General features: G+C 58.6%; 24 protein-coding genes. 15 read left to right on the top strand and 9 right to left on the bottom strand.

Annotated features, from left to right (window positions below; genetic code table 11):
- Positions 1–42: 42 nt before the first annotated feature.
- Positions 43–1,050, top strand: coding sequence for a LacI family DNA-binding transcriptional regulator (locus FBZ97_RS10365; RefSeq protein WP_113329517.1), 1,008 nt, complete (start codon positions 43–45; stop codon positions 1,048–1,050).
- Positions 1,051–1,292: 242 nt separating this feature from the next.
- The gene (locus FBZ97_RS10360) at positions 1,293–3,497 is read left to right on the top strand and encodes a DUF1217 domain-containing protein (protein ID WP_145319100.1); all 2,205 of its coding nucleotides are present in this window, start codon (positions 1,293–1,295) and stop codon (positions 3,495–3,497) included.
- 17 nt (positions 3,498–3,514) lie between these two features.
- On the opposite strand, the gene FBZ97_RS10355 is transcribed toward FBZ97_RS10360, so the two are convergent.
- Together FBZ97_RS10355 and FBZ97_RS10350 are read right to left on the bottom strand one after the other, a co-directional pair.
- Positions 3,515–4,291 carry an SDR family oxidoreductase gene (locus tag FBZ97_RS10355; RefSeq protein WP_145319097.1) on the bottom strand — a complete coding sequence of 259 codons (777 nt, stop codon included), beginning with the start codon at positions 4,289–4,291 and terminating at the stop codon, positions 3,515–3,517.
- Between the two features lie 55 nt (positions 4,292–4,346).
- Positions 4,347–5,240 (bottom strand): aldose 1-epimerase, encoded by an 894-nt coding sequence (locus FBZ97_RS10350; RefSeq protein WP_145319094.1) that lies wholly within the window; start codon positions 5,238–5,240, stop codon positions 4,347–4,349.
- Positions 5,241–5,620: 380 nt separating this feature from the next.
- Here FBZ97_RS10350 and FBZ97_RS10345 point away from each other — a divergent pair, with 380 nt between their 5' ends.
- The 4 genes from FBZ97_RS10345 (at position 5,621) to FBZ97_RS10330 (ending at position 10,050) form a co-directional block, all read left to right on the top strand.
- Positions 5,621–6,604, top strand: coding sequence for an arabinose ABC transporter substrate-binding protein (locus FBZ97_RS10345; RefSeq protein ID WP_069610212.1), 984 nt, complete (start codon positions 5,621–5,623; stop codon positions 6,602–6,604).
- Positions 6,605–6,675: 71 nt separating this feature from the next.
- Complete coding sequence (gene araG / locus FBZ97_RS10340; RefSeq protein ID WP_145319091.1) at positions 6,676–8,181, top strand: L-arabinose ABC transporter ATP-binding protein AraG; 1,506 nt, start codon at positions 6,676–6,678, stop codon at positions 8,179–8,181.
- A 16-nt stretch (positions 8,182–8,197) separates the two neighbouring features.
- The gene (gene araH, locus FBZ97_RS10335; protein ID WP_162748756.1) at positions 8,198–9,154 is read left to right on the top strand and encodes an L-arabinose ABC transporter permease AraH; all 957 of its coding nucleotides are present in this window, start codon (positions 8,198–8,200) and stop codon (positions 9,152–9,154) included.
- Between the two features lie 119 nt (positions 9,155–9,273).
- Positions 9,274–10,050: a FadR/GntR family transcriptional regulator gene (locus FBZ97_RS10330; protein ID WP_145319088.1), complete on the top strand. Its 777-nt coding sequence runs from the start codon at positions 9,274–9,276 to the stop codon at positions 10,048–10,050.
- A gap of 37 nt (positions 10,051–10,087) precedes the next feature.
- On the opposite strand, the gene FBZ97_RS10325 is transcribed toward FBZ97_RS10330, so the two are convergent.
- A complete protein-coding gene (locus FBZ97_RS10325) occupies positions 10,088–10,861 on the bottom strand; it encodes an SDR family oxidoreductase (protein WP_069610216.1) in 774 nt (257 codons plus the stop codon).
- A 134-nt stretch (positions 10,862–10,995) separates the two neighbouring features.
- Between FBZ97_RS10325 and FBZ97_RS10320 the strand changes: the two genes are divergently transcribed.
- Together FBZ97_RS10320 and FBZ97_RS10315 are read left to right on the top strand one after the other, a co-directional pair.
- Positions 10,996–11,916, top strand: coding sequence for a LysR family transcriptional regulator (locus FBZ97_RS10320; protein ID WP_145319085.1), 921 nt, complete (start codon positions 10,996–10,998; stop codon positions 11,914–11,916).
- Between the two features lie 209 nt (positions 11,917–12,125).
- Entirely contained in the window at positions 12,126–12,509 is a 384-nt protein-coding gene (locus FBZ97_RS10315) for an SgcJ/EcaC family oxidoreductase (protein ID WP_145319082.1), read from the top strand.
- A 38-nt stretch (positions 12,510–12,547) separates the two neighbouring features.
- On the opposite strand, the gene FBZ97_RS10310 is transcribed toward FBZ97_RS10315, so the two are convergent.
- On the bottom strand, positions 12,548–13,831 hold the full coding sequence (locus FBZ97_RS10310) for a cystathionine gamma-synthase family protein (protein ID WP_113350695.1): 1,284 nt from the start codon (positions 13,829–13,831) through the stop codon (positions 12,548–12,550).
- Positions 13,832–14,167: 336 nt separating this feature from the next.
- On the opposite strand from FBZ97_RS10310, the gene FBZ97_RS10305 reads away from it, so the two are divergent.
- On the top strand, positions 14,168–14,947 hold the full coding sequence (locus FBZ97_RS10305) for a class I SAM-dependent methyltransferase (protein WP_145319079.1): 780 nt from the start codon (positions 14,168–14,170) through the stop codon (positions 14,945–14,947).
- A gap of 103 nt (positions 14,948–15,050) precedes the next feature.
- On the opposite strand, the gene ppk2 is transcribed toward FBZ97_RS10305, so the two are convergent.
- Together ppk2 and FBZ97_RS10295 are read right to left on the bottom strand one after the other, a co-directional pair.
- Positions 15,051–15,965 (bottom strand): polyphosphate kinase 2, encoded by a 915-nt coding sequence (gene ppk2, locus FBZ97_RS10300; protein WP_113329530.1) that lies wholly within the window; start codon positions 15,963–15,965, stop codon positions 15,051–15,053.
- 96 nt (positions 15,966–16,061) lie between these two features.
- A complete protein-coding gene (locus FBZ97_RS10295; RefSeq protein ID WP_113329531.1) occupies positions 16,062–16,850 on the bottom strand; it encodes a 3-hydroxybutyrate dehydrogenase in 789 nt (262 codons plus the stop codon).
- Between the two features lie 206 nt (positions 16,851–17,056).
- Here FBZ97_RS10295 and FBZ97_RS10290 point away from each other — a divergent pair, with 206 nt between their 5' ends.
- Positions 17,057–17,803 (top strand): acetoacetate decarboxylase, encoded by a 747-nt coding sequence (locus tag FBZ97_RS10290; protein ID WP_145319077.1) that lies wholly within the window; start codon positions 17,057–17,059, stop codon positions 17,801–17,803.
- Between the two features lie 38 nt (positions 17,804–17,841).
- Positions 17,842–18,999: a patatin-like phospholipase family protein gene (locus FBZ97_RS10285; protein WP_145319074.1), complete on the top strand. Its 1,158-nt coding sequence runs from the start codon at positions 17,842–17,844 to the stop codon at positions 18,997–18,999.
- Positions 19,000–19,113: 114 nt separating this feature from the next.
- On the opposite strand, the gene FBZ97_RS10280 is transcribed toward FBZ97_RS10285, so the two are convergent.
- Entirely contained in the window at positions 19,114–19,734 is a 621-nt protein-coding gene (locus FBZ97_RS10280) for an ABATE domain-containing protein (protein WP_113329534.1), read from the bottom strand.
- A 307-nt stretch (positions 19,735–20,041) separates the two neighbouring features.
- On the opposite strand from FBZ97_RS10280, the gene FBZ97_RS10275 reads away from it, so the two are divergent.
- Together FBZ97_RS10275 and FBZ97_RS10270 are read left to right on the top strand one after the other, a co-directional pair.
- Positions 20,042–20,884: an alpha/beta hydrolase gene (locus FBZ97_RS10275; RefSeq protein WP_145319071.1), complete on the top strand. Its 843-nt coding sequence runs from the start codon at positions 20,042–20,044 to the stop codon at positions 20,882–20,884.
- A 355-nt stretch (positions 20,885–21,239) separates the two neighbouring features.
- Positions 21,240–22,064: a DUF535 family protein gene (locus tag FBZ97_RS10270; protein WP_246661729.1), complete on the top strand. Its 825-nt coding sequence runs from the start codon at positions 21,240–21,242 to the stop codon at positions 22,062–22,064.
- A 23-nt stretch (positions 22,065–22,087) separates the two neighbouring features.
- On the opposite strand, the gene FBZ97_RS10265 is transcribed toward FBZ97_RS10270, so the two are convergent.
- Positions 22,088–23,317, bottom strand: a complete 1,230-nt coding sequence (locus FBZ97_RS10265) for an ATP-binding protein (RefSeq protein ID WP_145319065.1) — start codon at positions 23,315–23,317, stop codon at positions 22,088–22,090.
- Positions 23,314–24,006: a response regulator gene (locus tag FBZ97_RS10260; RefSeq protein ID WP_145319062.1), complete on the bottom strand. Its 693-nt coding sequence runs from the start codon at positions 24,004–24,006 to the stop codon at positions 23,314–23,316. Before FBZ97_RS10260 ends, FBZ97_RS10265 begins: the two co-directional genes overlap by 4 nt.
- A gap of 308 nt (positions 24,007–24,314) precedes the next feature.
- On the opposite strand from FBZ97_RS10260, the gene FBZ97_RS10255 reads away from it, so the two are divergent.
- Together FBZ97_RS10255 and FBZ97_RS34355 are read left to right on the top strand one after the other, a co-directional pair.
- Positions 24,315–24,977: a phosphatase PAP2 family protein gene (locus tag FBZ97_RS10255; RefSeq protein WP_246661728.1), complete on the top strand. Its 663-nt coding sequence runs from the start codon at positions 24,315–24,317 to the stop codon at positions 24,975–24,977.
- A 253-nt stretch (positions 24,978–25,230) separates the two neighbouring features.
- On the top strand, positions 25,231–25,407 hold the full coding sequence (locus FBZ97_RS34355; RefSeq protein WP_156090749.1) for a hypothetical protein: 177 nt from the start codon (positions 25,231–25,233) through the stop codon (positions 25,405–25,407).
- Positions 25,408–25,500: the final 93 nt, after the last annotated feature.

The following is a 25,500-nucleotide window of genomic DNA, read 5'->3' as shown; positions in this document are numbered from 1 at the left end:
TGATCGGAAGGCTCGAGGCGATAGAAACGGTTCGAAAAATTCATGGCCACCATTCGTGACGTCGCCAAACTTGCTGACGTATCCGTCTCGACGGTGTCGCTGGCCTTGAGCAATCCGGCGCGCGTTAGCCAGAAAACACTGGAAAGAATTCATCAGGCGATCGCCGCGGTTGGCTTCGTCGCCGATCCGCTTGCCCAGAGCCTGGCGCGTGGGCGCAGCCGTATGATCGGCTTCATCGTCGGCAATGTCGGCAACCCGTTTTTCGGGGATATCCGGCGCGAGCTGGAAAATTATGCGCTTGATCACCAGCACTTCGTCGTCGTCACCGATTCCTCAGGCAAAACGGATCGCGAGAGGGCGATGGTCGAGCACCTGATCGGCCTGAAGACCGCAGGCCTTGCGCTTGCGCCGTCAGGCCATGATCGGGATTATATCGACTTCATTGCCGGCCTGAACCTGCCGATCGTCTGTTTCGACCAGAAGGTTGCCGGCATCGAGCGCGATTTCGTCGGCTCCGACAACTATCTGGCCGGGGCGATGCTGACGGAACATCTCCTGCAGCTCGGCCACAGGCGCATCGCCGTCATCACCGGCCCGAGCCATATGCATACCGCGACGGAGAGATATCGCGGCTTTGCCGATACGATGGCCAATGCCGGCGTAGACATCAATCCGAATTTCGTCGTCGACGGCCAGTTCACGCGCACAGCCGGCTACGAGGCGGCCATGCGTTTGCTGATCCAGCCCGAACGCCCCACTGCGATCCTCGGCACCAATAACGCAGTTGCGCTCTCGGCGCTGCAAGCCATGCAGGAGCTGGGCTTCCGCTGTCCCGAAGACATCTCGCTCGCCATGATCGACAATGTGCAGTGGAGTTCGGTCATCACGCCGCGCATTACCATGGTAGTCCAGGATACGCTGGCGCTCGGCGGCATCATTGCAAGACGCCTGATGCACCGCATCACCAATCCGCAAGGTGCGGTCGAGCCGCCGCAGGATTTCGTGCTGACGCCGAAATTCGTTCCGGGCAATTCCTGCCGGAGAATTTAGAGTTCTGTACACCATGCATTGGGGCGCCGAAGACCTCTTGCGCCTTGACGGCGGACGCTTTCGGGATTGTCTCAGAACTGGTTGCCGGATGCGATATTTCAGACAGAAACGTCCCGCCCTGCCGACATGGATACGATTCCGGGAAATTAGGCCCATAGATTGCCGATTTAGTCTCGCGCAAGGTCTGGTTGCGATAGTTCACGCGGGGCGAATATCGATGAACTGCGCTGTGGGGGCGATCTATGATTTCGACGTATCTCGGCTATGTGTCCGCGACAAAGGACATGGCATCGACGCTTGCGCGCATCGCCAAGCAGGCGACGGTCAAAAGCGACCAGCAATATTACGATGCGCATATCGGCAAGATTAAGAATGTCGATGAGTTTCTGAGCGACTACAAGCTGTATAGCTATGCGATGAAGGCCTATGGCCTCGAGGACATGACCTACGCCAAGGCTTTCATGAAAAAGGTCCTGACCAGCGATCTTAGCAACACGAGCAGCTTTGCAAACAAACTGACGGACAGCCGTTACCGGCAATTCGCTGCCGCTTTCAATTTCGGCGGCACGTCAAAAAATCAATCGGCTCAGAGCGATTCACAGAAGAGCGATACGATCGGACTCTATGAGCAATCCTTCGCCAATGAAACGGCTTTGGCCAAGAAGGAAAGCAAGTTCTACGATAGCTGGATCGATAAGGTGTCGAACGTCGACGACATCGTCAACAGCAGCAGAATGACGGACTATATCCTGCGGGCGCACGGTTTAAACCCGGACAATATCTCGAAGGCGTTCCTCAAGTCGGTTCTGACCAGCGATGTCAACGACCCGAACAGCTTCGTTAACACGGCGAGCAATTTCTCGACGGCATCGCTGCAGCCGACATACAAGCTGATCGCATCGCAGTTCAGCTTCAATGCCGACGGAACGCTTTCCGGCGCGACCGCGCAGACGGCGGAGCAGAAGGAGGCCATGATCTCGCGGTATGACAGCATGGTCCCGAGCCTGTTGAGCCCGGCTGCGGCCGCCAGCAACGACGATTACTATCGTCAGACGATCACGAAAGTTCAGTCGCTCAGCGACATAACCGGCGATAACAGGCTGTTTTCCTATATAAAGACCGCATTCAACCTGAATCCCAAGCTCACTCCGGTCCAATTCAACCTCGTTTTTACGAACTCCGATTATGCCGCCGTGACTGGAATGGCGGATATGGTTTCGCACTTTCAGTTTGCATCCGATGGTACGCTGCCCGCCGGTCAGCCGGCGCAGACGCCGCAAGGCATCGACGACATCTCGACCAAATATTTGAACCAGGCGAAAGATGCGAAACAGAACCTGTTGGGCGATGCGGAGAAACACTACAAGAGCGCGGTCGGCGAGATAAAGACGATTGCGGACTTCTTTGCCGCCAACGATACCAAGAACAAGAATCTTCCAACCGTGGAGGACATGGCGCTTCGTGCCTTTGGGATCGGCAAGAACGAGGTCTCCAGGGACCAGCTGCGCAAGATACTGGAGAGCGATCCGTATGACAGCAAGAGCTATGTCAATTCGCTGAAAGACGACAGATTCGTCGGGCTTGCCAAGGCTTTCAATTTCGACAGTGAGGGCAATCTGCGGGCGCCGGTCGCGCCCTTGTCCCAGACTTCGATCAACAGCCTGATCTCAGCCTACTCGAAGTCGAAGACCTTCGGATTGACCGGCGAGATGCGAGATAAGGCGGTCAAGGATGCGAAGGACGCAGCGACCGAATTCAGCAAGTCGATCTCCAAGATCAAGACGGTCGACGAACTCCTCGCAGACAAGAAGCTGACGGAGTTTATTCTCGTTGCGAACAATATCGATCCCAAGTCGGTCGACAAGAATAGCTTAAAGAAGGCCTTCACCGCGGACCCCGAGGATGCCAAGGGCTTTCTGAACACGCAGGCAGGCCAGCAGTTCAAGGCGATGGTGAACGCCTTCAATTTCGACGCCAAGGGAAATCTGACCACAGCCAAGATCGAGCTGGGACAGAACAAGGGCGCGCGTCTCGCCACCAACGATCTCTATCTTCATCAGACCCTGGAGACGCAGCAGGGAAGCTCCAACGAAGGCGTCCGTCTCGCTCTCTATTTCCAGCGCAAGGCGCCGCAGGTCAATTCCGTCTACGATATCATGTCGGATCCGGCGCTCTACAATGTGATCAAGACGACCTATTCGCTGCCCGCATCCATGTCGAACATGGATGTGACCCGCCAGGCGGCGATGCTTGAAAAGCTGTTCCCGATCAAAGACTTGCATGATGCCGGCAAGGTGAACAATCTGCTCAAGCGCTTCTCGGCCGTCTATGATGCGGCAAATGGCGGGAATACGACCTCTGCCGCATCCGCCATCCTGACGCGGAGATCGGGGATTGGCATGAGCGCGGATCTGATGCTCTCGATTGCCCAGCTTAGATCGCGATAGCGTCTTCGTTTGCGATACTATTGATGCTGCAACACGCTCAAGCCCCCGTCCACGGTCAGGCAGGCGGCATTCATGAAGGGACACTCGTCCGAGACCATGAAGACCGCTGCCATGGCGATCTCGTGAGGGGTGGCGATACGGCCGCCCGGATGCAGCTTCATCGTTTCGGCCCTCGCCTTTTCCGGGTCGGGGAAACTGTTCCAGTAATCGATGGCCTTCTGCGTTGCGACATAGCCGGGCGCGAGTGCGTTCACGCGCACGTTCTTCGAGGCATATTCGATCCCCAGAGATTTGGTCATGCCGAGAAGAGCATGCTTGGCAAGCGGGTAGGGGAAGGTATGCGGGATGATCGTGAAGGCGTGAGTTGAAGCGATGTTGAGTATGACGCCGCCGCCACGGGCGATCATCTCGGGCAGCACGGACCGGCAGCAATTCCAGGCGCCCTTGAGATTGATGTCAAAGCAGCGCTCCCAGTCCTCGTCCGTCGTCTTCAACGGCTCGGCAAAGACGTTGACCCCGGCATTGTTGACGAGCGCATTGATGCCGCCGATTTCGCCGGATGCTCTGGCCACGGCTGCGCGCACGGCTTCGGCATCGGTGATGTCGGCCGCCTGATAGCCAAGATTGGCACCGTCTTCCTTCAGACTATCCGCAGCTTGTTCCAGCAGAGCTTCGTCGCGATCGATCAGGAAGATGCTTGCATCTTCAGCCATGCATGCCTCGGCTATGGCCAGCCCGATCCCCTGCGCGGCTCCGGTAATGAAGATCCGTTTTCCCGAAAGGCGATTTGACATTCAGTATTCCTCTTTGTGCTGGGGCGGAAATCTCGCGGTCAGCCGACCGCGCAGGCTACCGCGAATATTCCTGTGGCCGCAGGCGGATCGATCCTGCAAATGTCTCTCCCGGCTGCAGGATTTTCAAATCTCCGAAGTCGGGGAGATTGTGACCGTTGGCGATGTGGGACATAGGCTCGAAGCAGAAATAATCATGGCGAAAGGTCGGATTGAAGTTCGTATCTGGAATGAAGATGAATGCGTGTCTGACTGAAGCGTCGGCGGTCAGCCGCAGGCCTGCATGTCTCTCCGGCCAGACGATCTCCGCTTCGCCGCTCCATCCCTCGAAGCCGTTGTTGACCCAGCGGCGAGGCAGGGGTGAGGGCGCGGAAAAGTCGAGATCGTCCGGAATCTCGGTACGTTCTCCCGGAAGCCAGCCTTCCGTTTCGGTCCAAAATCGCTTCGCCGGCGCAAAGAGCGTCGTCTCAGGGGTCATCGGGAAGTATGGATGCCAGCCTAGCCCGAAGGGCAGCGCCTCCTTGCCAGTGTTCTCAACGCCCATGTGAAGCATCAGCCCTTCGGATGACAGCGCGATGATCTGCCTCGCTGCGTAACTGTAGGGCGTATCACCCTCCCGGTGATGAAAGCCGATCTGCAATTCGTTGCCACTGCGGGAGAGGACGGACCATTCGGCCTGCCAACCGTCGCCATGAAGGTAGTGAGGATCCGAAGCCGTGTTCGGCTTCAGCCGATAGTCGCGCCCCGCGAACGCGAAACGATTGTTTCGCACGCGGTTGCCGAAGGGAACGAGGGGATAGCAGGCGGAGGCGGACGCATGCGCATCGTCCGGTGCGGATCTCAATAACGCAATCCTGCGCCCCTCCACCGTCCAGGCATAATCGAGCAATGTGCCGCCTAGGGTTGAAACGCGAGCAGAAAGCAAACCGTCCCGCAAATCGATGATGGTCATTAAGCGGTTGCCTTCTCCCTACAACCAAGGCCGGTGCCGAACGCGTGACACCCTATATCTGCCTCGGCCCATGTCAACGGATATATATGATTTATTTTTGGATCATCTCTGAGGTTCTTGCCGGTATATCCCGCAATCTATCCCTGTTCGGCATCTTAAGCGAGCCTCTGGCGATCAGCCAATGCCACAATGGCATAAATAATAATACATAAATATTGACTGGTATGATGTTTTTTCATATTCAAGGGTCTCGGGTTCGTTGGGCTGCAAATGCAGTTTAATTGTTATACAAATAATTGACTCGTATTACAATATAACTTACGGAAATCGAGCGGTTCCCGGGAGATGGATGGGGACGCGCAAACAAAGGGAGAGAGATCATGCGCTTTTTCAAAGCGGCTATCCTTGCCGGCACCTTTGCCGTTCTGGCGGCCGGCTCTGCTTTCGCGGAGGACGTCAAGATCGGCTTCATCGTGAAGCAGCCCGAAGAACCATGGTTCCAGGACGAATGGAAATTCGCCGACCAGGCGGCCAAGGAGAAGGGTTTCACGCTCGTCAAGATCGGCGCTGAGGATGGCGAGAAGGTTCAGTCGGCGATCGACAATCTCGGTGCGCAAGGGGCGCAGGGCTTTATCATCTGCACGCCGGACGTAAAGCTCGGCCCTGGAATCGTTGCCAAGGCTGCCGCCAATCAGCTGAAACTGATGACCGTCGACGACCGCCTGGTGAATGCCGAGGGTAAGCCGCTCGAAGATGTGCCGCATATGGGCATTTCCGCAACGAAGATCGGCGAGACCGTGGGCCAAGCGATCGTCGACGAAATCAAGAAGCGCGGCTGGGACATGAAGAATGTCGGCGCGATCCGCGTGTCCTACGATCAGCTGCCGACCGCCGTCGACCGCGTCGAAGGCGCGATCTCGGTTCTGAAGGCCGCAGGCTTCCCGGCTGCGAATATCTACGACGCGCCGCAGGCCAAGACCGATACGGAAGCAGCGCTCAACGCTGCGACCACCGTTCTCAACAAGCATGCCGATATCAAATATTGGGTTGCCTTCGGCCTTAACGACGAAGCTGTGCTGGGCGCCGTCCGCGCCTCGGAATCGGTCGGCATTCCCGCAACGAACATGATCGGCGTTGGTATCGGCGGCGCGGATTCGGCGATCAACGAATTCAAGAAGCCCGCCGCGACCGGCTTCTTCGGCACGGTCATCATCTCACCGAAGCGCCATGGCTATGAGACGGCGCTCAACATGTATGACTGGATCGCCAACAGCAAGGAGCCGCCGAAGCTCACGCTCACTTCCGGTTCCCTCGCACTGCGCGGCGACTATGAGAAAGTTCGCAAGGATCTCGGCATCGAATGATCATCCAGGCAGGATGATGTCCGTCCGGCGGCCTCACAAATGCCGCCGAACCTTCTCTCGATGGAGCAAGTATGGCTTTCCTTGAATTCAAGGGCATTTCCAAGGGTTATCCCGGTGTCCAGGCGCTGTCGAACGTCTCTTTCGATGTCGAAAGGGGTGCCGTGCACGGGCTGATGGGCGAAAACGGCGCCGGCAAGTCGACACTGATCCGGGTTCTCTCCGGCGATCAGGCCGCCGATAGCGGCAGCATCGTCATCGATGGCGTGGAGCAACACTATAGCTCCGTCCGCGATGCATTTCATGCCGGCGTCATCGTCATCCATCAGGAACTGCAGCTGGTGCCGGAACTGACGGTTGCCGAAAACCTCTGGCTCGGCCGTTTTCCCGGCAAGGCCGGCGTGATCGACGGCAAGATGCTGATCGAGACCGTTCGCACGAAGTTCAAGGAAATCGGCATCGATGTTGATCCTGCGGCAAAGGTATCCTCGCTGTCGATCGGCGCGCGCCAGATGGTGGAGATCGCCAAGGCCGTCATGGTCGATGCGCGGGTGATCGCGCTCGATGAGCCGACCTCCTCGCTCTCGTCACGTGAAAGCGAAATCCTGTTTTCCCTGATAGACCGGTTGAGAGCCAACGGCACCGTCATTCTTTATGTCTCGCATCGCCTGGATGAGATCTTCCGGCTCTGCGACAGCCTCACCGTGCTGCGCGACGGCAAGCTTGCGGCCCATCATCCTGACATTGCCGATACGACGCGCGAACAGATCATCTCGCAAATGGTCGGCCGCGAGATCAGCAATATCTGGGGCTGGCGCGAGCGGCCGCTTGGCGAGGTGCGTCTGGAAGTCAAGGGTCTCTCCGGTTCTAAGTTGCGCAATCCCGTCAGCTTCTCGGTTCGCAAGGGCGAAATCCTTGGCTTTTTCGGCCTCATCGGTGCCGGCCGAAGCGAAATGGCCCGCCTTCTCTATGGTGCCGATCATCGTCATCAGGGCAGCGTCTCGATAGACGGCGTTGCCGTCGCGCCGAACAATCCGAAGGCGGCCATCAGTGCCGGCATGGTTCTCTGCCCTGAAGATCGAAAGTTCGACGGCATCATTCAGGGGCGATCGATCGAGGAAAACATTGCGATTTCTTCGCGGCGGCATTTCTCGCCCTTCGGCATCCTCAATCCGAAGAAGGAAGCCTCGGTCGCCGATCAGTTCATCGCCAAGCTCAGGGTCCGTACGCCCTCCCGCAAGCAGGATATCGTCAATCTCTCGGGCGGCAACCAGCAGAAGGTCATCCTTGGCCGCTGGCTCTCGGAACAGGGTGTCAAGGTCCTCGTCATCGACGAGCCGACGCGCGGCATCGATGTCGGCGCCAAATCGGAAATCTATGAAATTCTCTACGAGCTGGCGGCTGGCGGCATGGCGATCGTCGTCATCTCCAGCGAGCTTCCCGAGGTCATGGGCATTTCCGATCGCATCATCGTCATGTGCCAGGGGCGCGTCGCCGCCAATGTCGCTCGCGCCGATTTCGACGAACGGGCCATTCTGACCGCAGCTTTGCCCGATAAGAATGCCGCCGGCACGATCTAATTCAGGAATGGTAGTGATGAATTCGTTGAAAAAAATTCTCCTCGGCGAACAGGGCCTCGTGGTGATCTTCGCGATCGCCTTCGTGATCGTCTCGCTCTTTGTGCCGAGCTTCCTGACGGAGCGCAACATGCTCGGCCTGCTGCAGTCGGTGGTGACGATCGGCATCGTCGCCTGCACGATGATGTTCTGCCTGGCCTCGCGCGACTTCGATCTCTCGGTCGGCTCGACGGTCGCCTTCTCGGGCATGATCGCCGTCATGGTGTCGAACTCCACCGGCTCCATTCCGCTCGGCCTGCTCGCCGCGCTGATCTGCGGCAGCGTCGTCGGCGTCGTCAATGGCGTCGTCATCGCCAAGTTCCGCATCAACGCGCTGATCACCACGCTCGCGACGATGCAGATCGTGCGGGGCCTCGCCTTGATCGCGTCTGATGGCCGTGCCGTCGGCATCAACGATCCGGCCTTCTATCAGCTCGCGCTGTCGCGCTTTCTGACGGTGCCGACGCCGATCTGGATCATGGTGCTGCTCTTCATCATCTTCGGCTTTACGCTCAACCGCACTGTTTTCGGCAAGAACACGCTTGCGATCGGCGGCAATCCCGAGGCGTCGCGTCTGGCCGGCGTCAATGTCGTCAATATGCGGATCTGGATCTTTGCCTTGCAGGGTCTCGTCTGCGCCATTGCCGGCATTCTGCTTGCCTCGCGCATCACCTCGGGCCAGCCGAACGCGGCAACCGGGCTCGAGCTTTCCGTCATCTCGGCCTGCGTGCTTGGCGGCGTGTCTCTCGCGGGCGGCCGCGCAGCGATGACCGGCGTGATCGTCGGCGTCCTCATCATGGGCATTGCCGAGAACGTCATGAACCTGCTCAATATCCAGGCCTTCTATCAATATCTCGTGCGCGGCTGCATTCTGCTGCTTGCCGTTCTGTTGGACAATCTGCGCTCGTCCGCGGTAGGGCGTGGCAGTCGTTTGTAACGGTCGGATTTCCTTGGAGAAGTTTGGGGAGAAGTTTATCGAGCTTGCAGTTGCGCATTGATGCCGGGGCGTGGTGCCGCTCATGATCGCTGATGGGTCAGCGGAAGGGAGTGCTAGGGATGAGTACGCGTTTGGGGTCTTTACGGACGACGCCGGCCGGGGCCGCGCCTGAGCAGGGAAGGCGTACCGTGCGCGAGGAGCTGTTGAAGAAGCTCATCGGCCAGATCGTCTCGGGCTCTCTCGCCGAGGGCTCGGTTCTTCCCAATGAGGCTGAACTCTCGGAAGTTTACGGCGTTAGCCGCACCAGCCTGCGCGAAGCCATGCAATATTTGTCGGCGCTGGGGATGGTCCGTTCGCGCACCCGCGCCGGTACCACTGTTCTGCCACGAGAGAACTGGAACTATCTGGACCCGCTGGTTCTCGATGCGACCCTGGCACTCAGCAATGACCGCAGCTTCTACGATTCCCTGCTCGATGCGCGGCAAGTGCTGGAACCCGCCGCCGCCGCACAGGCGGCTGCCAATGCCACGGCCAAGCAGCTCGCACAGATTGCCGAGGCCTTCGAGGATATGGTCGCTGCCAATGCCCGCGACAACGAGGCATGGAGCCAAGCAGATCTGGAGTTTCATACCGCGATCATCAATGCTAGCGGCAACTGGGTTTTCCGGCAGTTCGCCACTGCGATCCGCGCCGCTTTGCTCGCGAGTTTTCGCCTGACCAACCGGGCCAGCCAGTCGCATGATTACGCGATCGCGCGCCATCAGGATGTCCTGGATGCGATCCGCATGCGCCGGCCCGATGCTGCACGTTTTGCCATGGAGCAGCTCATCGGAACGGCCAGAATGGAGCTTAGCGACGCCCTGCGTACCGCTAAGCTGAAGGACGGATCGGAATAGGCTGCTTTTGGACAGGCCGGAAGCAGATACGACCCGTTTACTTTGTCGTATAGCCACCGTTGACGAGAATGGTCTGTCCGGTCATCCACCAACCGTCGGAGACCAGGAACCGGATATAGGGCACGATATCCTCGATATCGGTAAGGCCGGTCTTCGAAAACTTCGAGAGAGCGGCGGCGCCCTTGTGATAGGCCTGGGCATCGGCGCTTTCCGCTGGGTAGAAGAAAGGCGTGTCCATCGGACCGGGACCGATCGCGGTCACCGAGATGCCGCGATCGCCGAATTCCTTGGCCGCGGCGCGGGTAAAATGCTCGACTGGCGCCTTGGTGCCAGCATAGCTTGAATAGAACGGCGTAAAGGCGCCGAGCAGCGACGTAACGAGCGTGCAGATCTTGCCGTTGTCGTTGAGCGATTTGCCGGCTTCCTTGAGGAAGAAGAAGGCCGATTTCGAATTGACGGCACTCATCTCGTCGTATTCTGCCTCGGAGATATCGACGATCGGCTTCTTCAGCACCTTACCGACCGTATTGATCGCAATATCGGGGCGGCCGAAGGCGGCAATGGCCTCGGCAAAGAGTTTCTCCACCGCGCCTGCTGTCGTGAGATTGGCCTGGAATGCGGCAGCTTCGGCACCGGCTGCCTTGATGGCCGCAACTGTCGCATCCGCATCGGCCTTGGTAGCGGCGCTGTTGTAGTGGATGGCGATCGCTTTTGCGCCGTGCGCTGCGAAGTCGCGGGCGATCAGGCCGCCTAGATTCTTGGCGCCGCCAGCAATGATGACGGTTTTCCCTTTGATCGAATGATCGGTCATGAAAGAGCCCTCCTTGGGAAGTGGGACGGCACCGTGCCGCCCTTCCTGAAGCAAATCTATCGTCTGGAATTTGCCGATAAAGCGGTCTAATTTGACATCATCTGTCAGAATTAACGGACAATAGCGGTATAGCTTTGGATCGCATCGACCTCTTCAGGATTTTCACGCGTGTCGTGGAATGCAGCAGCTTCACCCGCGCAGCGGATACGTTGGGCTTGCCGCGCTCCTCGGTCTCCGCTGCCGTCATGGAGCTGGAGGGCCGTGTCGGCGCGCGTCTGCTTCACCGCAGTACGCGCAAGGTGTCGCCCACCCAGGATGGCACGGCCTTCTACGACCGCTGCCTGAGGGTAATTGCCGATGTCGAGGAGACGGAAAGCCTGTTTCGACAGAGTGACGCCAAACCATCCGGTAAATTGCGGACGGATGTGCCGGGCCGCATCGGTCGCCTGATCATAGCGCCGGCGCTGCCATCGTTTCTCGATCAGTTTCCCGATATCGAAGTGGATCTCGGCGTTACCGACCGTGCCGTCAATCTGGTGGAGGACAGCGTCGATTGCGTGTTGCGCGTCGGCCCGCTTGTTGATTCAGGGCTGATTGCCCGGCCGATCGGAAAATTGCCGCTCATCAATGTCGCAAGTCCTGCCTATCTGTCGAGGCATGGTACGCCGCAAACGCCCGAAGATCTCGGCCGCCATTGGGCCGTGAATTATGCCTCGCCCTCGACCGGGCGAACCGAGCCCTGGGAATGGTTGGAAGACGGGGTATTGCGCAGCCTGCCGATGCGAGGCCGCGTGACCGTCAATAGCGCCGAGGCCTATATCGCCTGCTGCGTCGCGGGCCTCGGTTTGATCCAGAATCCGGCCTATGACCTACGCCAGCATCTAGAGGCGGGCGAACTTGTCGAGGTCATGCCAGATTATCGAGCGGAACCGCTGCAGATGACGTTGCTCTATCCGCATCGCAGGCATCTCTCCCGCCGCGTTCATGTTTTCGCCGACTGGCTACAGGCGCTCCTGGAGGAGACCGTGATCCCTCGCTCGAGCTCGTTCGAATGAAAAGCCGGATGGACGTGAGAAACGCCCATGATGCGGACGGCTTGTTTGTTCAGTTTACGGTCACTTGCCGTTATGATGTCGATCTGGAAGCCAAGATCTGGGCAGGCGATTGATCACACGGGATAGGTCGCAATGGTAAACCTGTTCAACCGACAGGCTGCCGCTGACAGGGGGCAGCGTAGCGCGGCGCCTATCGAGGAGAATTTGGAATGACCGACGATGAAAAGGCAATCCGGAAAGTCGTGGAAACCTGGATTGCCGCGAGCAAGGCGGGCGATACGGCAACCGTCCTAGGACTGATGACGGACGATGTCATCTTCATGGTTCCCGGCCAAGAACCCTTCGGCAAGGCGGCATTTGCTGCGGTTTCCAAAGGCATGGAGGGCATGAAGATGGAGGGTGCGGGCGAGATCGTCGAACTGCAGGTGCTCGGCGATTGGGCCTATATCCGCAATCACATCGACATGACGGTGACACCGCCGGGTGGCGACGCCGTTCATCGATCGGGTTATACGCTCACGCTTCTGCGCAAGGAGGCTGACGGGGAGTGGCGCCTCGCACGCGATGCCAACCTTCTGGCCGTGCGGCCCTGATCCATCTCACTCCCAGTCTTTCGGCCGCATAGGCTTTATCAGGCGGCGTCGAGGGAAGCAGCAAGATCGGCAATCAGGTCATCGGGGTGTTCAATCCCGATCGACAGGCGGATCGTCGATTCCAGCACGCCGATGCGATGGCGTACATCCACAGGCACACCGGAATGCGTCGTCGTTGCCGGATGGGAGGCCAGCGATTCCGTGCCGCCGAGGCTGACGGCCAGCTTGAAGATCTGCAGGGCGTTCAGGAATTTGAACGATGCCGGCTGGCCACCCTTGATGTCGAAGGAGAAGGTGGAGCCCGCACCGCTGCACTGGGCGGCGAAGGTACGGCCCGTTGCCGAGGATGGATCCGTGTAGGGGAGATAGTGGATTTGCTCGACCTTCGGATGATCCCGCAGGAAATCGGCGACCGCCCGTGCGTTGCTGTTTGCCCGTTCCATGCGGATCTGCAGCGTTTCCAGCGACCTGCCGAGCATCCAGCAGGAATGCGGATCGAGCTGAGTGCCGATCGCTCCGCGCAGTGCTTTCACCTGTTTGATGACGGCTTTTGAGCCGAGGGCGGCGCCGGCGATCAGATCGGAATGGCCGCCAACATATTTGGTCAGCGAATAGAGGGAGATATCGGCCCCGTGCTCGATCGGCCGCTGAAAGACCGGGCCGAGCAGCGTATTGTCGCAGGCGATGATCGGCGTGTGTCCCTGCCTCTTGCCGATCGCATCGGCAATGCGGCGGATCATGGCGATATCGACGAGACTGTTCGTGGGGTTGGCCGGTGTTTCCACCAGAATGACCGAGACACGGCCTTTGGTCATCGCTTCCTCGGCAGCTGCCGTCACCGAGCCTTCGTTGACGCCATCGGCGAAGCCGACGGCGGCTACTCCGAGATTGAGGAATGTCTTGGCGACCAGCGTTTCCGTACCGCCATAAAGCGGCTGCGAATGCAGGATCGCATCGCCCGGTCGCGCGAAGGTGAGAAGGGTTGTTGCGATGGCCGACATGCCGGAGGAAAACAGCGCGCCGCTTTCTGCCTTTTCATAGACGGCGAGGCGATCCTCGACGATTTCGCTGTTCGGGTGGTTGAAGCGTGAGTAGACGAGCCCGACGCCAGTGCCCGCCGGCGGCTCGGTGCGGCCGGAGATATAATTGAAGAAATCGCGTCCGTCCTCGGCCGATTTGAAGACGAAGGTGGAGGTCAGGAAAACAGGCGGCTTGACCGCGCCCTCGGACAATTCCGGGTCATAGCCGTAATTCAGCATCTGAGTTTCGGGATGCAGCGCATGGTTGCCGATATGCGTTTTGGACGGATGCGGCGCAGTCATGACGGTCTCCTCGGCCGATGATATGAATTTTAGACTCACATTATACATCACTTAGGATGCCGGCTCGCTATTCGTCATCATCTGCGATGTGGTTTCGGCATTGATCCTAATATGGGCCGGACTATCCAACTCGCGCATGGCTATCCGGAATACGACAGAAAGGCCGCAATATTCGTGAGCGGTGCTCGCCTTGAGGCCGTGTCGTCCCAATTTTCGAGAGCTTCCGGCTTCGCTGCCGCAGTCGTGGCAGAAACGGGGCGTTTCTTGATCGACCGGTTCCAATCGATGAGCAAGCTCGGAGGCGAAATGCATGAAGAAAACCAGTGAGGTTTACATTTGAAATCGGGCGTTCGAAAATTTGTGTTTAGCGATCTTCAGAAAATCGATGGTTACATCGATCCGCCGGATGCGCTTGTCTTCCTGTCTTTGATCGAAAAGCAAAGGCAGGAGAAACTTTATGGCGGCCTCGCCGAAATCGGGGTTTACTACGGGCGGTCCTATTTTTTGCTGCGCAAGATCAGCGCACCCGATGACAACGTGCTTGCGATCGACCTTTTCGACATAGAAGCGGATGGTGCGCAATATCAACGCTTCCTCGACAACGGAAAATCACTGGGCATTCCCGTTGATGAGGATCTCGTCATAACGGGTGACAGCACCGAGCTCGATCCACAGGCCATCATCGACAAGGTTGGGCAGGTTCGTTTTTTCAGTATCGATGGAGGGCATTTGCTTCGCCACATCGTTGCCGATAGCCGGTTGGCGAAGAGCGTACTGGCCGATCACGGCATCATCGCCTTCGACGATACGTTCAATCCGGCCTGGCCGGAGGTGACGGTCGGCGTTTCGGATTTTCTGCGCAGGAACAGCGATAGCTTTGTCGCCTTTTGCATGACGAAGTACAAGACCTATGTCTGCCGCCGGGATTTTCATGGGCTCTATCGAGCCGCGCTTGGCAGAGCACGGCATCTCCTGCCGTTCGAGCATACGGAGATGGATTTTCTTGGCTCGAAAGTCCTCAGGCTGCACAATCCCATCAATCGGCGTGTTGCCTATGAACTTTTGCAGCGGCTGGGTTTGGGCGCCATGTCCGAATGGGCCTATCGTTCAGCCTGACCTTGAGCCGGCCTCGCCTGCTGGTGGCGGAGTGACAGGGATTTTGTTTTTCAAGTAATCTATCAGAGGGGCCTGCCGGAGGCGGACCCCTCATTGATCCTGATCAGTAGATTTCCGGCACATACATTTCCGGCGGCACCGGCGTACGGTGATAGTCGGCATTGCGCATACGTTCCGGCAGCACGATTTCCGGTTTCGGTACGCTTTCGTAAGGGATCTGGCTCAGAAGGTGGGCGATGCAGTTGAGGCGCGCCTTCTTCTTGTCGACGGCGTGGACGACCCACCACGGCGCTTCCGGAATATGGGTGCGCTCCAGCATCTCTTCCTTGGCCTTGGTATATTCCTCCCAATGCACGCGGCTCTGCAGGTCCATCGGCGACAGTTTCCACTGCTTCAGCGGATCCTGGATGCGCATGTTGAAGCGGAATTCCTGCTCTTCATCGGTGATCGAGAACCAGTATTTGATGAGGATGATGCCGGAGCGAACCAGCATGCGCTCGAAATCCGGCACGGAGCGGAAGAACTCCTCCAATTCCTCCGGCGAGCAGAAGCCCATGACGCGTTCGACGCCGGCGCGGTTATACCAGCTGCGGTCGAACAGCACCATTTCGCCCGCGGTCGGCAGGTGCGCTGTATAGCGCTGGAAGTACCATTGATGCCGTTCGCGCTCGGTCGGTGCCGGCAATGCGACGACGCGGCAGACGCGCGGATTGAGGCGCTGCGTGACGCGCTTGATGGCGCCGCCCTTGCCCGCGGAATCGCGGCCTTCAAACAGCACGACGACCTTCAGCTTCTTGTATTGGACCCAGTCCTGCAGGCGCACGAGCTCGTGCTGAAGCCGGAAAAGTTCGCGGAAATAGACGCGGCGGTCGAGCGTCGCCTCACCTTCGCTGATAAGGCCTTCTGCGACCAGTTCGTCCAGCCGGTCCTCTTCGAGCTGCATCTCCAGCTCTTCGTCGAAGCTGTCGACGATCTCATCCTTGATACGGCTGAGCGGGTCCTGGGTTTCGTCGGTCATTGTGCGCCTCCTGCTCTATTTTCATGTTGATGCTGCAGCCCTGGGCTGCTGAGAGCCGGCACGGTGCTCAAGCATGTGCCGGCTATGGCTGCGGTATTATTCGGCGGTCCAGCCGCCATCGACGGAAAGCGTCGTGCCGGTAATCTGCTTTGCGGCGTCACTGCACAGGAACACCGCGATAGCGGCTACTTCGTCGACGGTTACGAACTCCTTCGTCGGCTGGGCGGCCAGCAGCACGTCATGCTTGACCTGCTCTTCCGTCATGTTGCGCGCCTTCATGGTCTCGGGGATCTGCTTTTCGACGAGCGGCGTCCAGACATAGCCGGGCGCGATGGAGTTGACGGTCACGCCGTTCTGAGCGGCTTCGAGGGCGATGGTCTTGGTGAGACCGGTAATGCCGTGCTTGGCCGAAACATAGGCCGATTTGAAAGGCGAGGCGACCAGCGCATGTGCCGAGGACGTATTGATGATGCGGCCCCATTTGCGCGCCTTCATGCCGGGAATGGCGGCCTTGATGGCGTAGAAGGCAGCAAGTAGATTGATGCGGATAATCGCCTCCCACTTGTCGTCGGGAAACTCCTCGATCGGGGCGACGAACTGGATGCCGGCATTGTTGACTAGGACGTCGAGGCTGCCGAAGGCTTCCTCGGCCTCACGCACCATCGATGTCACTTCCTCGCCATTCATCATGTTGGCGCCGGAATAGCGGCACTTCACGCCGAAATCGGCTTCGATCGCCGCGCGCTCCTTTTCGATCGCATCGGCGTCCCCAAGGCCGTTGATCGTGATGTTCGCGCCCTCGGCGGCAAAGGCGCGGGCGATCGCAAGCCCGATACCGCTCGTCGAACCGGTGACCAGTGCATTCTTCGAAGTCAACGAACCCATGATGCAACTCCTGCAATCTCTATGACATGGTTGGGTAGAGGGAAATGCTCAAGATGAGCGCACACTGCCAGCCTGATATGTCGCTTTGATAACAGCGCGGTTTTGCCTCGCGGCGCTGCCAATCATTGGCTGACACTTCACTGTCATGCAACCGTGCAAGTTTTCGCTCTGGCGCCCGGCGATTTCCTCCAACGACGGACAATACGATGAAGGTCGAAGACATTCTCAAGCATGCCTATGCGATGCCACTGACCAATCCTTCCTATCCTCCAGGGCCTTATCGGTTCTTCGATCGCGAATATATCATCATCACCTACCGCACCACGCGCGAGGCGCTTGAAGCGGTCGTCCCGGCGCCGCTCGAAATCGACGAGCCGCTGGTGAAATACGAATTCATCCGCATGCCCGATTCCACTGGCTTTGGTGATTACACCGAGACCGGACAGGTCATCCCCGTGACCTATCGCGGACAAAAGGGTGGCTATGTCCACTCCATGTATCTTGATGACGATGCGCCGATCACCGGCGGCCGCGAGATCTGGGGCTTTCCGAAGAAGCTTGCCAATCCGAAGATCGTCAACGAAGGCGAAGTCATCGTCGGCACGCTGCATTACGGCAGCGTTCTCTGCGCCACGGGCACGATGGGTTACAAACACAAGCCGATCGACCAGGTACCGCTTCTATCAGCTCTCTCGGAACCGAATTTCCTGATCAAGATTGTGCCGCATGTCGATGCGACCCCGCGTATCTGCGAGCTGGTGCGTTACTATCTGACCGATATCACCATCAAGGAAGCCTGGACTTCGCCGGCTGCCCTCGATCTTCGGCCGCATGTCATGGCCGACGTCGCGCGACTGCCCGTGCTGGAAGTGGTTTCGGCGGTTCATTTTACCGCCGATCTGACGCTCGGGCTAGGCGAAGTCGTTCACGACTATCTCGCCGAGCGCAGGTAGCCGAAAGCCTTATTGTTAGACCATACTGGAGACGGATCGTGCTCGAACGAAATATCAAGGCGGCAGCGCCGACCATCCCGGAAATAGCCGCGCAATATGATCGCGTTGCCTTGGTCTTCCAGGGTGGCGGTGCGCTCGGCGCCTATCAAGCCGGCGTCTATCAGGCGCTTGCCGAAGCGGGATGCGAACCGACCTGGCTCTCGGGCGTCTCCATCGGCGCAGTCAATGCCGCGATCATCGCCGGCAACGAGCCGGGCCGGCGGTTGCAGCGTCTGGAGCAGTTCTGGCAGATCATTTCCGGCCGCAAGATCTGGGCCTATACGCCGGAAGGCGATTTCTTCCGCGATATCCGTAATCGCACCAGTTCCTGGATGACGATGACCATGGGCCAGCCTGGCTTCTTCAAGCCGCGCTTTCCCAACCCATGGTTCGAGCTGCCGGGAGCCGAGGGCGCAACCAGCTTCTATGACTCGGCAGAGCTCAAGAAGACGCTGGAGATGCTGATCGACTTCGACGTGCTGAACGATGGCAAGAAGCGTTTCAGCGTCGGCGCGGTGAATGTCCGCACCGGTAATTTCGTCTATTTCGACACCGACAAAGTGCGCATCGGCCCCGAGCATATCATGGCGAGCGGCGCCCTGCCGCCGGCCTTGCCGTCCATCCGGATCGAAGGCGAATATTACTGGGACGGCGGCATCGTTTCGAATACGCCGTTGCAATATCTGCTCGATCAGGAAGAGGACCGCAGCTCGCTCGTCTTCCAGGTGGATCTCTTCAGTGCCCGGGGCGTCCTGCCGCGCAGCATGCCGGACGTGCTCTCGCGCCACAAGGACATCATGTATTCGAGCCGCACGCGGCAGAATACCGACAATTTCAAGCGCATCCACGGGCTCAAGATGAAGCTCCTGGGCGCCCTAAAGCGTGTCCCGAAGGATCAGCTGACCGCGGAAGAGGAAGAGCTAATTGCCGATTATTCCGATGCCGGCGTCGTCAATATCGTGCACCTGATCTATCAGCACAAGAACTACGAAGGTCACGCCAAGGACTATGAGTTCTCCGGCACGTCGATGCGCGAGCATTGGGACATGGGCCTTGAAGATACCAAGCGCACGCTGCGCCATACCGACTGGCTGCTGCCACCCTTCAGCGATGATGCCGTCGCCATTCACGATCTTCACAGGGAAGATCCGGCTTGAGCCAATGGTGTTCTCGGCTCGACTCTGGTGATATCGGGCAGGAGCGAGCTGGGCTTAGCTTCAAGCTGTAATTCATGCTTCCAGCAAAACGCCTGTCTTTTTGCGGGACTGGCGTCAGCTCTGCTTGAGCCGATGTCGATGGGCTGCCTGCTTGGAGCGATTGCCGCACATCGCCATGCTGCACCAGCGTCTGCGGCGCCCGCGGGTATGGTCAACGAACATCAAGGTGCATGCGTGGCCCTCGCAGGCCTTCACATCGGAAAAATCTTCCGTGCAGACGAAACGTCCCAGCGCTTCGCCGATCGGTAATAGCAGCGATTCCGGTGAGCGCCATTTCCGCATCGGCTGAAGGCAGAGTTCGCGATCCTCGCCCGGCTTTCTTGTGACAATCCGGCTAAAACCTTCATCGCGTTCCAGCAGACGGTTCAGCGGTTCCAGATCGTTCAAGGCCTCTGATGCCAGCGGCTTTCCCCTGTGGGAGTTTACGAAAGTTCTGAACCACTCACGCAGGCTTCTTGCCTGGTCGGCGACTTTGTCGAGTTCGCCCGGCAGCGCCTGCTTGCGCATGGCGGCAAGCGTTTCCCGCGGCACTAGGCCTGCCTGTTCCAGCCAGCGCAGCAGACCTTCTCCATCGTCAATCCAGTCGATCGGCACATCCACCGGCGTTGCGACCGAATTGAGGAAATCCAGTCCCAGCGTGTCGCCAACGAAGATGGCGGGTGAACGGCTGTCCATCGACTGCTCCTTATTCCGGCCGACAGGGGACTGAAAGGCCGCTCGAAAACATAGCGACTATATAACCCTTCCAAAACCTCTTGACAAGTTACGTATGTGAAGAGTAACCATATCAGAGTCATTAAAGAGGTTATTTATTCCAACTGGCGGGAGAAGGCCAATGCTACTACAGAGGGTCGAGTTGTCCGCGCTAATGATGGCGTCTGTCGCCGATATCGGTGTCAACGCAGGTGTGTCCGCGGCACCATTTGAATTCTGAGAGGTAACCTAAAAAATAGATTTTCATAGGTTACGAAAGGAGCTTAACATGACTGATATCACCTATCGCAGCGTCAACATCGAAGATGTCAAGGTTTTCTACCGTGAAGCGGGCTCGGCCGGCGCGGACAAGCTTCTGCTGCTGCATGGCTTCCCGACTTCCAGCCACATGTTCCGCGATCTCATCCCGCTTCTGGCGGATCGCTACCACATCATCGCCCCAGATCTACCCGGCTTCGGGCAATCCGACGCGCCGAAGGGCAGCAACACATTCGACAGCATCGCCGAGACGATCGACCGTTTCACGGAAGTCGTTGGCTTCGACCGTTATGCCGTCTATGTCTTCGATTATGGTGCGCCGACCGGCTTCCGACTGGCGTTGAAGCATCCGGAACGGATCACGGCGATCATCTCCCAGAACGGCAATGCCTATGAAGAAGGCTTGAGCGAAGGTTGGAATCCGATCCAAGCCTATTGGCGCGAAGCCTCCGAGGAAAATCGTAACGCCCTGAAGGCATTCCTTCAGCCGGACGCGACGGCGTGGCAATACACGCATGGTGTCCCGGACCCCTCGAAGGTCTCTCCCGACGGCTATTCGCTCGATAGTCTCTATATGGCCCGACCTGGTTCGGAGAAGGTGCAGCTCGATCTTTTCGGCGATTACAAGAGCAACGTCGCGCTCTATCCGACCTTCCAGAATTATTTCAGAACCTACAAGCCGCGTCTGCTTGCGGTCTGGGGCAGGCACGATCCCTTCTTCTTGCCGCCAGGTGCCGAGGCCTATCGCCGGGACATTCCAGACGCGGTGGTCAAATTCTTTGATACCGGCCATTTTGCTCTAGAAACCCACGCTGCCGAGATCGCAGTCGAAATCCGCGCTTTCCTGGGTTGATATCAAGCCGGGCCGTGCCGGCGTTCGATCGGCGCGGTCGGGATCATTCGCAATGCAAATGGGAGGAGACCGCAGAGCTGATGCCTTTCGTGATTTCCTCGAGCGCATCAGATCGCTTAGGCTCGGAGCCCTTCGTGGCATGCCTCATGAAAGGCTGATCTTGTCTTGACGCTGCCTTGACAATCCCAACGCAGATGGTTCGGCGAAACCAAATCCGCCGGACTTTCGCATGAATCAAAAGACATCAGCTGCTGCGGCGCCGGAGCGCCTCCTATCCAAGATTTCCCCTTGTCCTGCGTTGCCGCCAACGGCTTCCCGACCGCCTATATCGCGATACATCGTCATCTGGAGAATATTGACTTTCGGCCTGCGCGTGCGCTGGAAGCGTGCTTTTCTCTTCTGGTGCCGCTTTGCTGCAAACCCGCTTCTGACTATTCGTTGGTGGCGCTTTATCGCGGCGTTCGCGGCTACGCGTGAATTACCGCCTCCGCATGACGAACTGCTGCAGAAACCGCTTTCGAAGTTTCTCGTCCACGGAATGCCCAATTCCCGTCGGCTGTCCCTTCTCATCGAGCATTTTTCGATTGCTGAAACCATCCTCTCCAGAGACAGCATGATACGGCTCTGGCGCGGTGATTGGCTGAAAATGGGCACAGTGCAAGGCAAATGCGAGGCATATGCATGCCACCTTGCGCTCGCCGACCGCAGCGGTGGCCGCCATGAGGGTGCTTTCGCCATCAAACTCCTGCGCGTGAGCGATCAGGCTGTTCTTTGCACGGTCAGATTCATCTTCGTCAATCAAGGGGTAGAGGGGCGCTATACATTCGTTGTCGGGAGCATGCAGGGGCCGCGCAACGCGAAGCACCGTATCATCGAGGTAACTCGCGATCTCGCCGGCCTCAGGCCCAAAGAGGCGATCCTGATCGTGCTGCAGGGCCTGGCGGCGGAGGGAGGCATGCAGCACTTCCTTGCCGTTTCGCAGGCAAGGCACCCGATTCAATATCGCCGGCGTTCTCGGCAATCGATGTTGCTATCGAACATCGATGCTTTCTGGCTTGAGCGTTCCGGCGAGCCGGAGAGCGTCTACGGCTTCCAGATCCCCCATTCGAAAATTCAGAGAGAGGACAGGCGCAGCCAGAAAAAGTCGTGGTTCCTCAATATCGGCGAACTCTTCCACTGACGGCCCGACCGCGGTGGCCTTGTTCAACAAAGCCGGCATTGTCCGGAGGCTGTATCCTGCTCACCGAAACCGCGCGTTTCTCCAGGCATACCGTCCGTCAAATGAATTGCGACCATAGCACCGCCCTCGGGTCGATTTGCGAATTCAAGATGTCCGCCGTGGGCAGCCGCGATTGCCTGCACCACGGATAGTCCCAGCCCGGTGCCGCCGGTCGCCCGCGAACGCGAGGGGTCGCCGCGCCAGAAAGGGTTGACGGCGACGGCATCCATATCCTGCGGAAATCCGCGACCGTGATCGAGAACGCGAATGACGATCCTATCGTCCGCCAGCTGCTCGGTTTCGCATCGCAGCCATCCGCCTTCGGCAGCGTAGCGGCATGCATTTTCGAGCAGCGCCAGCACGGCTTGGCGAATGCGGGGGGAGTCGGCTGAGATCCAGGCGGGTCTCAGCCCGGTTTCGACCTGCAGTTTGCTGGCTTCCAGCATGGGTTTTGCCGAGGCGATGACAGTCTCGACCAGCAGGGATGCGTCGATGCGCTGACGCTCCATCACGAGTTTCTGGCCGATGGCGAGCGACAGGGTGCGCAGATCCTCGACAACCCGTCCCAGGCCTTCGACCTGCAGGAGGAGGTCGGAAATGATTTTCCGATCCATCGGAAACACGCCATCGAGCATGCTCTGCAGCGATCCCTGCAGGATGGTCAACGGTGTGCGCAGCTCATGTGCAACCGCCATGTTGTTGAAGCGCAATCTTTCCTCCATCGTCTCCAGGCTGGTCGCAAGGGCGTTGAAGGTTTCAACGAGGCTCGCGACTTCGCGCGTGCTGCGATAGGAGGCTGCGACGCGGACGGAGAAGTCGCCGGACTTCAGGCCCTCGGCGGCGAAAGTGAGATCTTCGAGCGGGCGCGCAAGCCGCCGCGCCAGGAAGACGCCGATTACGGCGCAGAGTAGAGCCGACAAGAGGCCGAAAACGAGGACGGAGAGCTGCACCTTGAGATCCGTTGGTTCCGTCAGCGAAATGAGGTGTTCGACCAGGAGCTTAAGGGAATCTCCGTCGGGAACCTTGTTTTCGCTCAGCATCTTGTAGGTCGCCGCGGCCTTGGGCGGCAGGGCCTCGCTGATGCCTTGCTCCAGATAGGTCGCATACCAGTTGACCCCCAGATAGGTCAGGCCAACGCTGAGCAGCAGCATGATCGTGGTGACTATGGCCGTGAGCGTTGCAAGCGGCGCGCTGGGAATTCTCTGTCTTTTCATCGCGGATCCGAAAAGCGATAGCCGATGCCGCGCACGGCGGGAAAGAAGCCGATCTGCCCCATTTCTTCCAGTTTGCGTCTGAGATTAGAGATGTGGGTATCGACTGTACGCACCAGAGCATCGCTTTCCGGCAGGCAGGCATCGAGAATATCTGCTCGCGCGAAAGCCTGGGTCGGATGGCGGATCATGTAGGCGAGTATGCGGAATTCGCTGAGTGTCAGCGGCAATGCGATACGACGCTCGTCCTTGTTGACGAAGACGGTATAGCTGCCAAAATCAACCTCCAGCGCACCGAAGCGCTTGATGGCTTCTGCGCGCTCGCCCTGCGTCCGGCGCAGGACCGCTCTGACGCGGGCGACGACTTCCTGCGGGTTGAACGGTTTGACGATATAGTCGTCGGCGCCGAGGCGCAACCCGCTCAGGCGGTCTATGTCATCAGCGACGGCGGTGACCATGATGACCGGTGTTGAGCCCGCCTGGCGCAGCCGGCCGAGCACGCCGAAGCCATCCAGTTTCGGCAGGCGAACATCCAGCAACACCAGGTCCGGCTTCAAAAGCGCATGGTGCTGCAAAGCGGTTTCACCATCGCCGGCGCGAACCGTGCGAAAGCCGTCCCGCGTCAGATAGCCCTCGAGTATCTGTGCGATTGCCGGTTCATCCTCGACGATGAGAACGAGACTGTTATCCAAACCCTAGCGCCCTGTGTTTCTTCCGTTTTTCGTTGGGCTTTGTCGCCCTAACCTTACTATTGCGGACAAAGCAGGCTTCCGCAATTTCCAAACAGCTTTCCGATCGTTCGACGGTCGATTCTGAACACGGCCTTGATGCGATCTTCGCCATTTCTTGACAATCGGGCTTCAGCTTGGCGCCGTTCCGCCTCTGGAGACATGGCATGTGGAAATTTGCATCGAATTCCTGGAGTTCCGATTCCGGCCAAGCGCGGCTGCGCCGGCGGCAGGAGCACGCAACGGCTGATGGTGAATTGGCAGCCATCGGTATGCTGATCGTCTGGAGCAGTTTCGTCTTCGTGGTCTTTCCGAAACTCGACCTGGCCGTTGCGCGCTTATTTGCCCACGGACATGTCTTCTGGCTCGCGGAAAACCCCTGGCTGAAGGCGGTGAGGGATATTGCCCGTCAAAGCCAGCCTTATATTCTCGGCACCATGGCCGTCATCATCGTCCTGCATGTTTTCCTGCCGCGGCGATTGCGGTTCTGCCCTCCTCACAAACCGCTTTTCGTGCTCCTGAGCTTTGCCGCCGGGCCGCTATTGGTGGTGCAGACGCTAAAAGTAGCGATTGGACGCGTGCGCCCTCGTCAGCTGATCGAGTTCGGGGGCACAGCTGATTTTACCCCGGTGTGGCAGTTTTCGGCAGCGTGCACCCGCAATTGTTCCTTCCCTTCCGGCGAAGCAGCCGCGGCTGCTGCGGCGCTGTCCCTATTGATATTCGTGCCTGTGGGGCGCAGATGGATTGCTGCGGTAATCCTGGTACCATGCTCGCTGTTCGTGGCGTTCAACCGCGTGATCTTTGGTGCTCATTTCCTGTCGGATGTCATGCTCGGGTGGCTTCTGACCATGTTTGCCATGGCCATGGTCTGGCGCTGGATCGAAGCGAATTCGCGGATGATCGATCGCCACGTCACGCGCCTGATGTTCAGATGATCCCATCGTTATGGAAGCAGGCGCCGACATCCTCGTTCAGCCCTGTTTGCGATCGCCGCGGAGCGGGATTGGCTGCCGGGTGTCGCCGCAATGCGACAGTCCCAGGCAAACCCATGTTACAAACCTTAATACAACGTTTCTTCACCTTTCTTTCGATCAGGGGTTACCTATTTAGCGTTGGCCATGCCGTCGGACGCGATTGAGGCCGGTAAGGCGGATGGTGAAGGGACCTTGGCGGGGTGAGAGTGACGGGATGGGGTTGGTAGATTGGGCGTTGCGCGGAATGCTCGACCCGGATGGCCGACGCAGGATGCGCTCCCGCAGAGACCATTACGAGCCGTGGGTCGTGCTGGCCGTGGAAAATTTCGAGCGGGAAATGCTGGCCTTCTACAGGCGCTCGCAGTTCAAGCTTGTTCATACCGCGGCGTGACGGCCGCGACGCCAACGCAATAGAGCATGTGAAAGCCGTCGCCGCAGTCGGCAGTGAATGCAGGGGATGTTGCAAGCACTCCAGGGACGCGCT

The sequence above is a fragment of the Rhizobium sp. ERR 942 genome, assembly GCF_007828395.1.
Taxonomy (GTDB): domain Bacteria; phylum Pseudomonadota; class Alphaproteobacteria; order Rhizobiales; family Rhizobiaceae; genus Rhizobium; species Rhizobium dioscoreae.
Note: the sequence above shows the minus strand (reverse complement) of the source record. Positions and strands in the feature narration are given on the sequence as shown.

Bases quoted from the DNA above. Each gene is read 5' to 3' on its own strand.
- FBZ97_RS10275 (WP_145319071.1), top strand. From the start codon at position 20,042: ATGACTGATATCACCTATCGCAGCGTCAACATCGAAGATGTCAAGGTT.
- FBZ97_RS10295 (WP_113329531.1), bottom strand. From the start codon at position 16,850: ATGGGTTCGTTGACTTCGAAGAATGCACTGGTCACCGGTTCGACGAGC.
- FBZ97_RS10255 (WP_246661728.1), top strand. From the start codon at position 24,315: ATGCTGATCGTCTGGAGCAGTTTCGTCTTCGTGGTCTTTCCGAAACTC.
- ppk2 (WP_113329530.1), bottom strand. From the start codon at position 15,965: ATGACCGACGAAACCCAGGACCCGCTCAGCCGTATCAAGGATGAGATC.
- araH (WP_162748756.1), top strand. From the start codon at position 8,198: ATGAATTCGTTGAAAAAAATTCTCCTCGGCGAACAGGGCCTCGTGGTG.
- FBZ97_RS10365 (WP_113329517.1), top strand. From the start codon at position 43: ATGGCCACCATTCGTGACGTCGCCAAACTTGCTGACGTATCCGTCTCG.
- FBZ97_RS10330 (WP_145319088.1), top strand. From the start codon at position 9,274: ATGAGTACGCGTTTGGGGTCTTTACGGACGACGCCGGCCGGGGCCGCG.
- FBZ97_RS10360 (WP_145319100.1), top strand. From the start codon at position 1,293: ATGATTTCGACGTATCTCGGCTATGTGTCCGCGACAAAGGACATGGCA.
- FBZ97_RS10310 (WP_113350695.1), bottom strand. From the start codon at position 13,831: ATGACTGCGCCGCATCCGTCCAAAACGCATATCGGCAACCATGCGCTG.
- FBZ97_RS10345 (WP_069610212.1), top strand. From the start codon at position 5,621: ATGCGCTTTTTCAAAGCGGCTATCCTTGCCGGCACCTTTGCCGTTCTG.
- FBZ97_RS34355 (WP_156090749.1), top strand. From the start codon at position 25,231: ATGGGGTTGGTAGATTGGGCGTTGCGCGGAATGCTCGACCCGGATGGC.
- FBZ97_RS10280 (WP_113329534.1), bottom strand. From the start codon at position 19,734: ATGGACAGCCGTTCACCCGCCATCTTCGTTGGCGACACGCTGGGACTG.
- FBZ97_RS10265 (WP_145319065.1), bottom strand. From the start codon at position 23,317: ATGAAAAGACAGAGAATTCCCAGCGCGCCGCTTGCAACGCTCACGGCC.
- FBZ97_RS10355 (WP_145319097.1), bottom strand. From the start codon at position 4,291: ATGTCAAATCGCCTTTCGGGAAAACGGATCTTCATTACCGGAGCCGCG.
- FBZ97_RS10290 (WP_145319077.1), top strand. From the start codon at position 17,057: ATGAAGGTCGAAGACATTCTCAAGCATGCCTATGCGATGCCACTGACC.
- araG (WP_145319091.1), top strand. From the start codon at position 6,676: ATGGCTTTCCTTGAATTCAAGGGCATTTCCAAGGGTTATCCCGGTGTC.
- FBZ97_RS10350 (WP_145319094.1), bottom strand. From the start codon at position 5,240: ATGACCATCATCGATTTGCGGGACGGTTTGCTTTCTGCTCGCGTTTCA.
- FBZ97_RS10325 (WP_069610216.1), bottom strand. From the start codon at position 10,861: ATGACCGATCATTCGATCAAAGGGAAAACCGTCATCATTGCTGGCGGC.
- FBZ97_RS10315 (WP_145319082.1), top strand. From the start codon at position 12,126: ATGACCGACGATGAAAAGGCAATCCGGAAAGTCGTGGAAACCTGGATT.